Source organism: Flavobacterium faecale (assembly GCF_003076455.1).
GTDB classification, from domain to species: Bacteria; Bacteroidota; Bacteroidia; order Flavobacteriales; family Flavobacteriaceae; genus Flavobacterium; species Flavobacterium faecale.
In genome coordinates this window covers 2,517,501-2,531,336 of record NZ_CP020918.1, presented here as the reverse complement: position 1 = coordinate 2,531,336, position 13,836 = coordinate 2,517,501, and the positions used below count along the sequence as shown (strand labels likewise).

The 13,836-nt window shown below is 34.4% G+C and carries 9 protein-coding genes (1 of these 9 cut by a window edge); 6 read left to right on the top strand and 3 right to left on the bottom strand.

Annotation, left to right across the window (positions count from 1 at the left end; all coding sequences use genetic code 11):
- Nucleotides 1-169: 169 nt before the first annotated feature.
- The gene (ytxJ, locus tag FFWV33_RS10915) at nucleotides 170-553 is read right to left on the bottom strand and encodes a bacillithiol system redox-active protein YtxJ (RefSeq protein ID WP_108740925.1); all 384 of its coding nucleotides are present in this window, start codon (nucleotides 551-553) and stop codon (nucleotides 170-172) included.
- 151 nt (nucleotides 554-704) lie between these two features.
- On the opposite strand from ytxJ, the gene clpB reads away from it, so the two are divergent.
- From clpB to FFWV33_RS10890, 5 genes are all read left to right on the top strand, one after another.
- Nucleotides 705-3,311, top strand: coding sequence for an ATP-dependent chaperone ClpB (gene clpB, locus FFWV33_RS10910; protein WP_108740924.1), 2,607 nt, complete (start codon nucleotides 705-707; stop codon nucleotides 3,309-3,311).
- A 432-nt stretch (nucleotides 3,312-3,743) separates the two neighbouring features.
- A complete protein-coding gene (locus FFWV33_RS10905; protein ID WP_108740923.1) occupies nucleotides 3,744-4,283 on the top strand; it encodes a GNAT family N-acetyltransferase in 540 nt (179 codons plus the stop codon).
- 1,050 nt (nucleotides 4,284-5,333) lie between these two features.
- A complete protein-coding gene (locus FFWV33_RS10900; RefSeq protein WP_159086008.1) occupies nucleotides 5,334-7,352 on the top strand; it encodes a tetratricopeptide repeat-containing sensor histidine kinase in 2,019 nt (672 codons plus the stop codon).
- A gap of 342 nt (nucleotides 7,353-7,694) precedes the next feature.
- On the top strand, nucleotides 7,695-8,249 hold the full coding sequence (locus FFWV33_RS10895) for a toxin-antitoxin system YwqK family antitoxin (protein ID WP_108740921.1): 555 nt from the start codon (nucleotides 7,695-7,697) through the stop codon (nucleotides 8,247-8,249).
- A gap of 52 nt (nucleotides 8,250-8,301) precedes the next feature.
- Nucleotides 8,302-8,736 (top strand): BLUF domain-containing protein, encoded by a 435-nt coding sequence (locus FFWV33_RS10890; RefSeq protein ID WP_108740920.1) that lies wholly within the window; start codon nucleotides 8,302-8,304, stop codon nucleotides 8,734-8,736.
- Between the two features lie 530 nt (nucleotides 8,737-9,266).
- On the opposite strand, the gene FFWV33_RS10885 is transcribed toward FFWV33_RS10890, so the two are convergent.
- Nucleotides 9,267-10,751 carry a sulfatase-like hydrolase/transferase gene (locus FFWV33_RS10885; protein ID WP_108740919.1) on the bottom strand — a complete coding sequence of 495 codons (1,485 nt, stop codon included), beginning with the start codon at nucleotides 10,749-10,751 and terminating at the stop codon, nucleotides 9,267-9,269.
- Between the two features lie 405 nt (nucleotides 10,752-11,156).
- Here FFWV33_RS10885 and FFWV33_RS10880 point away from each other — a divergent pair, with 405 nt between their 5' ends.
- Complete coding sequence (locus tag FFWV33_RS10880; RefSeq protein ID WP_108740918.1) at nucleotides 11,157-12,074, top strand: GDSL-type esterase/lipase family protein; 918 nt, start codon at nucleotides 11,157-11,159, stop codon at nucleotides 12,072-12,074.
- A 407-nt stretch (nucleotides 12,075-12,481) separates the two neighbouring features.
- Here FFWV33_RS10880 and FFWV33_RS10875 read toward each other — a convergent pair whose 3' ends face one another.
- Nucleotides 12,482-13,836, bottom strand: partial view of a MutS-related protein gene (locus tag FFWV33_RS10875; RefSeq protein ID WP_108740917.1) — the 3' portion only. 418 nt of this gene lie beyond the right edge of the window; the window shows 1,355 of its 1,773 coding nt (coding positions 419-1,773); its start codon lies beyond the right edge, outside the window; it ends in the stop codon at nucleotides 12,482-12,484.

Below are 13,836 nucleotides of genomic sequence, written 5' to 3'. Positions count from 1 at the left end.
ACGAAATTAATTCGTGGGAATTTGTGAAATTTGTGTCTGAATTTTAATCTCAATCTTTAGCAAATCAACGCTAAAAATTCGTGCAATTATTATTTCACACCAGAAAATTCGTGACCATTCGTGTAATTCGTGTCTTAATTTAAAATCCGTTTTATCAGCGGACCAATAACTAGATTTTACTTTTCAACTCCACAGCATCAATATCACTGTGCGAAGCATCATAAACCGCTTTACCGTTTTTAATTACAATCAACTGTGGCGATTGATGAAACACACCAAACTTAGCAGCGATTTCGTTCGAAATATCACGGTGCTCCAATAAATCTAAGAAATAAGGGGTTACTTCTGCTTCCGAATCAAATTTATTTTCGAATTGCTTCAATGCCATACGGCTAATGCTGCAACGCGTACTGTGTTTAAAGATGGCTACTGGTTTTTCACTAGCTGCAATTTCGTTCAATTGGGCAATATCCTTCAAAGCGGTCCAATTCATTTTATTATTTTCTTGTTTTGGAGTGTCATCACCCCCGAAAATATTTTTTAAAAAACTCATAATTTGTCTTGTTTTATGACTTTTTGACACTATAAACTGATAAATATCAGCTTTTATAAGTCAAATTGTCCTTAATTTTATAATGGAATATAATTTGTCGAATGAAATACAAAGTTAGTTAATTAAGTACTAATCCAAATCATAAATAAAAATGAACATAAATAAATTTACAATAAAATCGCAAGAAGCAATACAGCTCTCGCAACAGCTTACGCAACGAGCTGGTCAGCAACAAATCGAAAACGAACACCTTTTTAAAGCTATTTTTGAAGTGGACGAAAACGTAGCGCCCTTCATCTTGAAGAAACTCAATGTCAATGTACCGCTATTTTTACAAATATTAGACAGCACCATTGCTAGTTTCCCAAAAGTATCTGGAGGAGATGTTGTCCTTTCCAGAGAGGCGAATAAAGCGTTGAACGAAGCCGAAACCATCGCACAAAAAATGAACGATGAATACGTTTCTATCGAGCATTTACTATTGGCAATTTTTGGTTCGAAAAGCAAAGTAGCGCAAATCTTGAAAGACCAAGGTGTAACCGAAAAAGGGCTAAAAGCTGCCATTGACGAATTGCGAAAAGGAGAACGAGTAACTTCAGCATCGGCAGAAGAAACCTATAATTCTTTGAACAAATATGCCAAAAACTTAAATGAATTAGCCAAATCGGGCAAACTTGATCCCGTTATTGGTCGTGATGACGAAATTAGACGCGTGTTGCAAATCCTTACCCGTAGAACCAAAAACAACCCCATGTTGGTGGGTGAACCAGGTGTGGGTAAAACTGCAATTGCCGAAGGATTGGCACATAGAATTGTAGACGGAGATGTGCCAGATAACCTAAAAGACAAAATTGTTTTCTCCCTCGATATGGGTGCTTTGATTGCTGGAGCAAAATTTAAAGGAGAATTTGAAGAGCGTCTAAAAGCGGTGGTGAAAGAAGTTACTGCAGCCGAAGGAGACATTGTGCTTTTCATTGACGAAATTCATACCCTTGTAGGTGCAGGTGGTGGCGAAGGTGCGATGGATGCCGCCAACATTTTGAAACCCGCTTTGGCCCGTGGCGAACTCCGTGCTATTGGTGCAACAACTTTAGACGAATACCAAAAGTATTTCGAAAAAGACAAAGCCCTAGAACGCCGTTTCCAAAAAATTATCATCGAAGAACCCGATACTGAAAGTGCGATTTCGATTCTGCGCGGAATCAAAGAGAAATACGAAACGCACCATAAAGTACAAATTAAAGATGAGGCTATTATTGCCGCTGTTGAGTTATCGCAACGTTACATCACCAACCGATTTTTGCCAGACAAAGCCATTGATTTAATGGACGAAGCGGCATCCAAAATCAGAATGGAAATCAATTCCAAACCTGAAGAACTGGATATTTTGGATCGAAAAGTAATGCAACTCGAAATCGAAATCGAAGCTATCAAACGCGAAAAAGACGAAAGCAAAATTAAAATATTAGGTCTTGACCTGGCCAACCTCAAAGAAGAGCGCAACCAGATTTATACCAAATGGAAATCGGAAAAAGATGTCGTGGATAATATTCAGGCCATTAAAACCGAAATCGAAGATTATAAATACGAAGCCGAACGTGCCGAACGTGACGGTGACTACGGAAAAGTAGCCGAAATACGTTACGGAAAAATCAAAGAGGCCCAAGAACGTCTTGATATCTTACACAAAGAGTTGGTAGAAAATCAATCTGACGGAAGTTCGTTAATCAAAGAAGAAGTTACTCGCGAAGACATTGCCGAAGTTGTTGCTAAGTGGACCGGAATTCCGGTTATGAAAATGCTACAAGGTGAGCGTGAAAAACTCCTGCATCTTGAGGAAGAATTGCACCGCCGCGTGGTAGGACAAGAAGAAGCTATCGAAGCCGTGAGTGATGCCGTGCGTCGTTCTCGTGCTGGTTTGCAAGACATGAAAAAACCAGTGGGAACCTTTCTATTCTTAGGAACCACCGGAGTTGGAAAAACCGAGTTGGCAAAAGCCTTGGCCGAGTATCTTTTTGATGACGAAAACGCCATGACCCGTATCGACATGAGCGAGTACCAAGAGCGCCACAGCGTGAGCCGTTTGGTGGGTGCACCTCCAGGATACGTGGGTTATGACGAGGGTGGTCAGTTGACAGAAGCCGTGCGCCGTCGCCCCTATTCGGTAATTTTACTTGATGAGATAGAGAAAGCACACCCAGATACTTTTAACATCCTACTTCAAGTATTAGACGAAGGACGTTTAACAGACAACAAAGGACGTTTGGCCGATTTCAAAAACACGATTATCATCATGACCTCCAACATGGGAAGCCAAATCATTCAAGACCGATTTGAAAACCTAAAAGGAACAATTGAAGAAACCACTGAACTGGCAAAAGCAGATGTTTTGGGATTATTAAAACAAACTGTTCGCCCCGAGTTCATCAACCGTATCGACGAAATAGTACTGTTTACGCCGCTTACCGTGGCCAACATCAAACGAATTGTCGAAATTCAGCTGAAATCGGTAACCAAAATGCTGGCCTTGCAAGGCATCGTCATGGACGCCACACCAGAAGCAATCGAGTACCTATCCCAAAAAGGATACGACCCGCAATTTGGTGCCCGCCCAGTTAAAAGAGTTATCCAGCGAGAAGTACTCAACACACTCTCCAAGGAAATATTGGCTAGCAAAATCACAACCGATAGTATCATTTTATTGGATGCCTTCGACGGCGAATTGGTATTCAGAAATCAAACAGAAGTCAGCAATTAAGCTCTTCCCCCAACAACCCTTTCAGAATTCCAAACACTGAAAGGGCTTTACAAAACATCAATCGCAAGATTGGTGTTTTTTTTTGTTTAGGAGCAAAAGGTTTGGGGTTTCATAAGGACGTTCTGTCCTGCTCCCGACGCTTCGGGACGGCTTTATCTCGTTCCGCTCCGCTACACGAGGATATCGCCTCTATCAGGGCTATGATTTAATGAGTTGATTCTTTAATTGCGATTTGTAGGAAATAAAGTGATATATTTGGAGTAAAAAAAAGCTAATCGAACCTTCGTAAAAGCACCCAAATTTGGGAGGATATGCAAAGGTTTGATTCGTATACATATTGGTTGTGCGACAGCTGACAAAAATATTGTGTAAAAAAGAAAATCGAATTTATAAAACCAAAAAACAGAAATTAAAACTCGACTATAAATTAAGATGAATAACTTAAATCTAAAAACGGAAAGATTAAATTTAAAACCAATTTCAGAAAAGGATATTGAAAATATTCACAAATTACACAGTTTAGCCGAAACAGATAAATTTAATACTTTAGGAATTCCTAATGACATAACTGAAACAGAAATTATTGTTGATAAATGGATTTTCGAAAATAATTCTGAAATTACAAAAAGTTACTCATTTGCAGTTGAACTAAAAGAGGAAAATAAATTTATTGGAATCATTGGAATAAATTTAAGAAAGGAAAAATATAGAAATGCAGAAGTTTGGTTTAAGTTCGACTACAATTATTGGAACAAAGGTTACGCAACAGAAAGTTTGAAAAGAATAATAAATTTTGGATTTGAAAATTTAAAACTACACAGAATTGAAGCAGGTTGCGCAGTTGAAAATATTGGCTCAATTAGTGTTTTAGAAAAAGTTGGAATGTTGAGAGAAGCGCATACCAGAAAACTGTTACCGCTAAAATCAGGTTGGTCAGATAATTATGGATATGCAATTTTATCAACCGATTAAAATAATAAATCACTGTTAAAAAACCCGATGGCGCGGTTTTGAACAAAATCGATAACGCGGAATTGTATTCCGTGCCCGCAAAGTTTATCGTCAAAGTAATTATAACCTTAAGTAAATTCAGTAACCATTAAAATGATATACTGTACGTGATTGCTTCCTTCGTCGCAATGACCTTAGTTTGCGTTCGTTGTTTGTCTAGAGATTCTTTCAGAATGACAAATTAGGTGGAGATAGCTAACACAGCAAAACTTATATGCTCTTATATTTCTTAAATGGTTTAAAAAATTGCAACCCATTCGATAAAGAACATAATGATATACTATACGTGATTACTTCGTTCCTCATAATGACTTTTGTTTCGGATATACTTTGAAAAAACATTCTTCGAGAATGACAAACTTTCTGAATATGCATTGCGCATGGTTTGGCGCTCTTGAGCGTACCAAAACTTATATGAACTTCTATTTAATCCAATTATAGAACTGCTATAACTTTAACGACAAAGAAAAACTTATATGACTTATATGGTTTAAAAAATTGCAAAGCATTCGATAAAAACAAAATGATATACTATACGTGATTCCTTTCCCGAAAACGGGACAGGCTCTTCGTTTCAGTGACTTAGTTTACGTCCGGTCTTTGTCTAGAGATTCTTTCAGAATGACAAATTTTATGGATTTGCTTTGCGCATGGTTTGGCTATGAGCGTTCCAAAACTTATATGAACTTCTATTTAATCCAATTGTAGCGCTGTTAGAACTCTAGCAACAAAGAAAAACATCTATATCTTTTATGGTTTAAAATATTACATAGCATTCGATAAATAACTACTATTTAGACGAATACATTATTAAATTTTTAGCTTAATTAACATTTTTTGTCCTATCTTTATATAGTAACAAATATAGTTTATCAAACTAGCGATACAACAATTGCAGGCGGTAAAATATAGACTATGAATAGTTATAGTGTATCGTTTTTTAAAAATTTTGAACCTCCTATTTAGATGATTTGTGTAAATTGGTTTACAACATCTTCAAATATAGTATCTATGAAAAATTCGTTAGTAATTATTCTTTTATTACTCTCTAAACTTTTGTTTTCTCAAACAAAAATTGATAGTTTAGAAAGACTACTACCTAATACAGTAGCACTTGAAAAAGTAAAATTATTAAACGAATTATCTTTTGCGTATTGGAATGTCGCTCCCGTCAAAGGCCTTCAATATGCAAATATAGCTTATGCACTAGCTGTAGAAGAGAACAGCAAAGCAGATATTGCAAAATCACTACAGAGTAGAGGAGTAAATTACTGGGCCAAAAGTGAATTTAACCTTGCTCTTGATAACTATCAAAAATCATTGAAACTGTTTGAAGAAATCAATGACTTAGATGCTATAAGTGCACTATGTAGTAATTTAGGAGCTGTCTATCTCGACATTAATGATTACGAAAATGCTTTAAAATATAATTATAGGTCTTTAAAAATTTCTAAAGAACATGGATTTACTGATACTTACATCATAGCAACCAATAATATCAGCAGTATTTATTTGGCACAAAAAAATTATCCAAAAGCCTTAGAGTATCTGCAGGAAGTTATAGCTGTCTCTGGGAAACAATCCAAACCAAATAATTTGGCCTCTCAACTTAATAGTATGGGAGAGATTTATAAACTTCAAAAAGAGTACAAAAAAGCAAAAGGCAGCTATGAAGAAGCTCTAAAACTATTTAGAGAAACTAAAAGCAGCTATGGAACCGCTATTTGTTTGTACAACATTGGAGATACAGAGTACCGCCTTAAAAATTACGCTAGTGCAATTGAGTATTTAGAAGAATCTTTAACTTTAAGTAACACTATTCATGATCAATTAGGGATCTTACTAGCTAATCAAATTATGGGGCTTGTTCATAAAGCACAACAACATTATGATAGTGCGCTATCCTATTACAACAAAGCATTTCAATTGGCAATTGAACTAGGTGCTGGCGCTAAGGCAGAAAAATTAGAACTTTATAAAAACTATGCTGATCTTCATAAATCGACTGGTAAATTAGATAAGTCAATATTTTATTTAGAAAATTATATTTCACTCAAAGATAGTATCAATAGTGCAAATAGCTCAAAGCAAATCTCTGAAATGCAAACCAAATACGGTAGTGAGAAAAAAGAAAAAGAAAACGAATTATTACGCAAAAACAGTGAAATTCAAAATTTAGCTATTGCAAAACAAACCAACTTAAGAAACTCATTTATTGGCATTTCATTATTGGTTATACTAATGATTATTATACTTTTCAATAGGTTCACTATTAAGAAAAAGGCGAATCAATTGTTAATTATTAAAAACGAAGTAATTTCAAATCAACGTGATGAACTAAAAGAAATCAATTCGACAAAAGATAAATTTTTTAGTATTATTTCTCATGATCTCAAGAGTCCATTTACCAATATTCTAGGTTTTACAGATTTATTAATCGAAGACTATGATAGTTTTGATGATGATCAAAAGAAAGAAATTATAGTTGCATTAAATAAATCATCCCAATCTGCTTTTAATTTGTTATCAAACTTACTTACTTGGGCACAATCGCAAACGGGAAGAATTAAAATTAATAAAAAGCTGCTCAACTTAGAAGAGCTGGTCGAAACTAGTATTGCTCCTTATGAATATAATGCCTCTGCAAAAAACATAGAAATTATAACTACTATTCCATCTGAGGTAAATCTTTTAATTGATCGAAATTCTGCTATGATAGCTATTGGAAATTTGGTAAACAATGCAATTAAATTCACTCCAAATGGTGGGAAAATCAACCTTAATTACGATACTGGTCAAAATAATATTATGCTACATATTAAAGATACAGGTATAGGAATGACCGCAGAAATTATTGGGAAATTGTTCAAAATTGAGGAAAACATATCAACTAAAGGAACGAATAATGAAGAAGGTACAGGTCTAGGTCTCATTCTCTCTAAAGAATTTATCAATAAGAATGGTGGAGATATTACCGTAAAAAGTGAATTAGGAAAAGGCAGTGAATTTATCATCAGCTTTCCTAAATAAGATAAAAAAAATCAAGCTACCGACTGTACTTCTATGCAGGATTCATAAGAACTCAGTAGAAAATATAGAACAATAAAATCAAAGAAAACCATCAGTAACAAACTACATTGAAGCGATATAATAATTAAAAAAGCGAAGCTGTGCCTCCTGCTCGTCTAAAAGCACAGTTGCCATCTCGCTCGTATCCCTTTAATGCTAATTCTTGACTACATCGAATTTCTATTTTAAATAATTACCCAAGTACGCAGACTATTCATATGTTCTACTTTTCTTTAAGCATGTTCTTTTATTTTCTTTATTTTTGGAACAGGATAATATAGGTCGAAATTAACCCCACAAATCATGTACAGAATAGTATTTATCATAACAGTCTTTTTGTCTTTGTTCTCATGTAACTCTCAAAAGGAACTTTATGAAAATGGAAATATTAAAGCCAAAGGAAAAGTAACAAACAATGAGAAAATTGGCAAATGGAAGATTTTCTTCGAAAACGGTTCTTTATATCAAATTGGATCATATTCCAAAGGGAAAGAAAGTGGCGAATGGAAAATATTATATGAAAACGGAAAAATACATCAAATTGGAAAATTCAATAATGGAAAGCAAGATGGAGAATGGCTGTTTTTTCATTCCAACGGCAACCAACAAGGAATAGGAACTTTAGATAATGGAAAGAGAATTGGAATTTGGAAATGGTTTTATGATAATGGTCAACTTCAAACTGAAAGAAAATGGAATAGCGGAAAACTAACTGAAATAACTAGTTACTATGATGGTAAAGGGAATAAAATGGACAAAGGAACTTTCGAGAATGGTAACGGAACAATGAAAATGTATGACAGTAGCGGTAAATTACTAGAAACAGTGCAATATGAAAATGGAGAATACGTAAAATAAGCGCTATATTTGCAAACATCTACCTAGTTAAATCATCTTTAAAAAAATCGATATGTATCAATTAAATTACTGTTCCATTGCAAGTTCCGGTGCAGATTTAAAGGATCTAAACGAGATTTTGAACACTGCAATTAAACGCAATGCAGTAAAAAACATTACTGGTTGTCTCATTTATCACAACAATTATTTCGTTCAAATACTGGAAGGTGATAAACAAGCCGTACTAGACCTATATGAAAAAATTAAAAAAGATAAAAAACATCATTCAGTCACTTTACTTTGGGAAAACAGTGTTGATAGTAGACATTTTGAAGAATGGAATATGGCGTTCTATCAACCTGAGGAAAATAACATGAAACAGTTTGTTGCAAATTTTATGTATCTCGCAACTCTTGCAGACAGATCTACAGGAACATTATTGAGCTTTTGGGCTTCGGTACGCAAAATACTTGATGATGGTATGGCGACTCCTTTAGAAAGAGTATAATTTTCTACTCAAATACTAAGAGGTTTATTTACTAAAATTAGCTACTGTAGGTCATTAGTAAACTCTAATAATTTCAATTCAATAAGAAGCTCATACAATCAATTTTTGATAATTACTACATCAAAATTAAGAGTCCGATTCACGATTTTTATTTCCAAAATTCTTATGGTTAAATATTCTACTGCCTTTGTATAAGTTGCTGTTTTTTTATCCAAATTAGTAACAAAATCAAGAATTATAATGGAATAAAAGCACCTTTGATGTTAATATATAGTTATTCTCTAATCCAATACGTAATTCATTATCATTAATAGTACTGTTTGATTTGCATGAAGGATAGTCCCGAACTTTCAGGCAGCATCCTTTTTTTAGTTTTTTTTAATCAAAAAAAAATATAGCCAACAACCCGACGCAAACCAGAACGATAGTGAGAGGTTACGGTATGCCCACATTCGTATTTTGGTATAAAAAAAGGTACTCAAAACAGCTTAATGTCTTGAATACCTTTTATTATTAATTGCAAATAGTATTTATTTTGCGTTTTTCTCCTCCCATTCTATAGGAGACATTCTAAGTTTTTCGACTTCAAATGTATCATCAAAATTAGGTAATTGACCCGATTTCCAATACTCTGCATCTTTTTGAGAATAAAACCATAGCGGTTTAACATGTGTCTTAGTCCATTTTTGAGTTTCGGTAATCATTTCTTGTACACGATCTGGGAATTGACCTGCCATATCATGCTTTTCGCCTATGTCTTTGGTGATATTAAATAATTGCCATGGCTCGTTGGCCATACGTACCAATTTCCAATCTTCTTTTCTAGCCGCTACATCAGTATAACCTTCACGGTAACGATATGCAAAAATCATTTCGTCTTTGTGCGGACTAGTATTGGCAGCCAAATCATTCCATATATTTTTTCCACTCACTTTTTTCCCTTTAGGCAAATTGGTTTTGGCAAGATGCGCAAAAGTTGGGTATAAATCCAGTGCCGAAACAGGGTGGTCAAAACGAGCACCAGCTGCTACTTTGTTTGGCCAATGCCAGAACATTGGCACACGGAAACCGCCTTCAAAGGTATCTCCTTTGGTTCCTTTTAAAGGGTAATTGTTTGCTCCATGGTCAAAATTACCACCGTTATCACTCAAAAATACAATTAATGTATTCTCGTATTGATTGGTTTCTTTTAAACTTTTTACAATTTCGCCCACTCCTCTATCCACTGCATAAACCATAGCCGCATAGGTTTGACGGTCTTTGTCTTTGATATTGGCAAAGACTTTCATGTCTTCTGGCTTAGCTTCCAGGGGTACATGAGGCGCATTGTAAGCAAGGTACATAAAGAAAGGCTTTTTCTTTTTATCAGACTCTTTGATTACACGAATTGCTTCTCTAGAAAAAGCATCTGTAATATATTCTGTTTCAACAACCTCTTCTGTGTTGTGCAACAAAGGAGTGAAATACACATTAATAGGATACGCTCCTGCTTTCTTTTGTTTTTCATAATAAGGCTGAAAAAGGTTGGGAAAGTATTTATGTCCACCTCCCAAGAAACCATAAAAATCATCAAATCCGCGCTTGTTTGGTTGAAATTGGGTATTATCACCCAAATGCCATTTTCCTATGCAGGAGGTATAGTAACCTGCATCGTGCATCATATTACTCATATAGGTTTCCTCTACTGGTACTCCACTAGTAGTGGCTCTCCCATCGTCACGCAAGTTATAAGGTGTACCAATTTCTGCTGGGTATCGCCCAGTGAGTAAAGCAGCTCTACTAGGCCCACAAAAGGTGTGTGCAACATAAGCTGATGTCATAATAGTACCTTCCTTGGCCAATTTGTCCAACTCTGGCGTAATGATGTCTGGCGACCCATTAAAACCGACATCGGCATAACCTAAATCATCGCATAATATAACCAAAATATTGGGTTTTGAAGTAGGTTTCACTTGAGCACCGCAAGCAGTTACAAGTAGAAGCGCAAATCCTCCTAGAGCAATTTTAATTTTCATTTTTTATTCTTTTGTATTAAACGATATTCCTAGCCTAGTTCAATTTAATCAAAATTAAACAGTCCTATTACAAAGTAACAACCAAAAACTACAGTTTTACATCTTAATATTACCCTTAAGTTAATTTATTTTAACTGAAATAATCACTCTTAGAATATAATTTATATCTATTTGGGCGTGTCCCTCCGTAAAAACTACGGGCCGGGCTATACACTATATCTTTTATTCCGCTATCGCTTCATAAAAGGATGTCGTTTCTATCCCTCACGCGGGATTTAGGCAGTAATTTGGTCTTCCTTGGAATTATCAGAAAATACCTTGAATATAATCAGTAAAATAGAAAAAGTTCTTTAATTTTGATAAAGGACATAAATTTGACCATAACCAAAATGTAAAATAGAACTGATGATTTATATAAATAAAAAAATTAGAATTGCTGTGACAATCTTTTCATTGGTTTCATGCACTATATACGCGCAAGAGCAATTTGATACGAATACAAATAAAAAATATATTGATCTATTAGAGAGATCACTAGAAAATAACCCAAACAATAAGGAGTCTAAAGTCAATGTTGCAAAGGAATCTAGAGTCTATTGGAATGCTAGAAAACTGGACTACAACTTACATCCAGAAAAATATTTGAAAGCAATAACCTTATACCATGAAACCCAACAAAAATTTAAACAGGAAAAAGAACAAATAGATACTATTCGAAAAAAAAGAATGGACAAAGCCGTTGAAAATTTTCAAGATTTTGATGACCGAAATTCATTTCCAAAAAAGTCTATTTTATTCATTGGAAGTTCTAGTATTGCTGGTTGGAAAACCGCTCTATCTTTCCCTGAATTTCCTATAATCAACAGAGGAATCGGGGGCATGAATATTCCTGAAATACTTTATTATTATGACAACCTTGTTAAAAAATACACTCCATCTATTGTAGCTATTTACTGTGATATCGATATCGAACAAGGAAAGTCACCAGAAGTAGCAGTACAAGCATTTACTGAATTAGTAACCAAAATTAAAAAGGATTTCCCAAAAGCCACTGTACTTCTACTTTCAATGAAACCGGTTATGATTGATGATTTCATAGGAAAGGATATTCGCATGAATAAAATGCTTGCCAATAAACAACTTTTGAATTATAGCGAAAAAGAAAAAAATGTAGCATTTATCGACCTTGCAACACCAATGCTAAAAAAAGATGGAAAATTACGAACAGATATCTTTATCGAAGATGGTATGCACCTAAATACATTGGGATATACAATTTGGGATCCAATAATTAGAAAAAAATTACTAGAACTTAATCACTAACAAAAGAGTAAATTGTACAATAAAAATGAAACTTCAAACCAAGAAGCTAATCTGTTACTAATTTAAGATGAATAGCAGATTAGTATTAAACTCATTGTAGCATTTTCAACGTGGTCCGACGCACAACAAGAAATTAATTTGCAATTATAACTTGCGATAAACTATTCTTGCTCGTATTGATCTGATAGCTTCCTCGAATGTCAGGACAAACTATTAGTAGTAATAACTTTCGAGATTTTGGTTGAGCAAAAAAACTTTTTAAGTTCTAATTCTGATAAAATTTAACAACTAAACACACAGTAGTACTTCAGCTTTTCATTTTATTCTTGACAAAAAAATGTCCTTTATTATAAAAAGAATTTAACGCTTCTCTATAATTCCTAAGCAAATCTCTGTGAAGCGACTTTCTAAATCACTCCCATTTTCTTCATTAAGAAGGAAGCACTTTTGTTTTGGCAAACACCATCACGTAACTTATAATCAAAATGTAGATCGTCATTTACAATTTCGACCTCAAAGCATTTGTTAATTAAAGTATCCGGAAACTCATTGGTAGTTAAGCAAACTTCAATGTCATGCGTAGCAATTGCTCCAACAGCTTTTTGAGCAATTACTTTTTTCACAACCTCGATGGTACCGTTACGTTTATCATCAGAATTGGTTCCTCTCAAAATTTCGTCTAAAAGCACAAATGCAGGCTGCTCCTCAAGAGCGTCCATAATTTGTTTCAAACGTTTTATTTCCGCATAAAAATAAGACTCACTGTCTGTTAAAGAATCCGATAATCGCATAGAAACTAGCACTGGCAGAGGATGAACTTTTGCCTCCGAGGCACACACAACAGAACCTACTCCAGATAGTACCATATTAATACCCAAACTGCGCAAAAATGTACTTTTACCCGACATGTTTGAACCAGTCAAAATCATAAACGACTGAGGGTTGAAACTAACATCGTTACCTACCCTAGTCTTTGAATTAAGCAACGGATGACTTAACTCTTTAAACTGAATCTCGAACTTATCATTTAGCTGTGGATAAACAAAATCAGGATTATTATATGCAAAATTGGCTAAACTGCTTAATGCTTCAAATTTACCTATAGTAACTAACCATTCTTCGAGTGCATGTGCATGCTCTTTTTTCCACGCTATTAACCTATTCAAAATATGCAGATTAAATAAAAATGTTCCATTAAACAAAACAGCTGTAAACAAATTTGAAATGGCATCATTGTTACTAAACAGTCCAGACAACCTTTCTAAATGCACACTAGAGTTTTGACCATGTAGAATTAATATTTGCTGCATGTCCTTTAACTTCAAAGACTTAAAATCTTCATTTTCTATCTTTTGCAATAAAAAACTATACTGCTTACAAATTTTATCAATAGCACCAGAATTTGCAACTTCAATCTGAATTCGCTTCATAAATGCTCCCAAAACCATCAAGTTAAATACCACTATATATGCCATGGCATTTCCAAACATACTATTTGAACTTACAATATTCCCAATCAAACATATAAGAAAAAATATAGGACTTAAATAGGAAAACCAAATCGCCCACTTTGGTAATGGTCGGCTATTAAATTTACTCCAATAGAGCAACTCTTTATATACAGTTTCATTGTCATTTGCAATTTTAGCAAAAGCATTAAAATCTTGCCTCCATTCTAATTTAGAAGTTAGTTCGTGAATGGCCTCTTGATTGTCTTCAATTTCACGAATAGAACTCACATTTAACAACTCTTCGGCTAAAG